Genomic DNA, 575 nt, shown 5'->3' with positions numbered 1-575 from the left:
GTGCTTGACCAGCTCGACGGTGACGTCGCTGCGGAAGACGGGCTCGGCCATGGGAAGGGCCTCCGGTCGTGGGAAGGGGCGGTGGCTTCAGTGTCGCGGCGCCGGGCGCGGAGGTTCCCCGCGCGCGGACGTACGATGTCGAACGTGAGCACGACCAGCAGTGAGAGACCTGCCCCGCCAGCCCCCGAGTGCGCGCCCGCCTACGTAGGACCGTGCCAGGGCTGTCAGCATCCGACGCACCGGTACGGGCCGGGCGGGAACCCGCTTTGCGTGCTCTGTACCCGGTACCTGGAGGAGTGGCGGGCCCGCGGTGGGAAGGGTCCGTCGGCTCGGCCGTAGGCTCCTGACGTGCTCCTCTCCGATCAAGACCTCCTCGCCGCGATATCCGGCGGCCGGCTCGGCATCGAACCGTTCGATGAGGCGATGCTTCAGCCCGCCTCCATCGACGTCCGCTTGGACCGCGCCTTCCTAGTGTTCGAACACCCGATCGATTACAGTGCAGGTCACGGTCGTGGCGCGCGCCTCCTGGTGACCGCAGCTAGCCAGTGGCTGCACGCCACGACCGTGACCTGCAC

Annotated in this window: 1 protein-coding gene; it reads left to right on the top strand. The window is 69.4% G+C overall.

The window, feature by feature from the left end; all coding sequences use genetic code 11:
* Positions 1-348: 348 nt before the first annotated feature.
* On the top strand, positions 349-575 hold a 227-nt coding region (locus B7L92_RS41485; RefSeq protein WP_438364063.1), incomplete at its 3' end, for a dCTP deaminase domain-containing protein.

The sequence above is a fragment of the Streptomyces viridosporus genome (assembly GCF_002078235.1).
GTDB lineage: Bacteria > Actinomycetota > Actinomycetes > Streptomycetales > Streptomycetaceae > Streptomyces > Streptomyces viridosporus.
The sequence above is the reverse complement of the archived record's forward strand: the minus strand, read 5'-3'. Positions and strand labels throughout refer to the sequence as shown.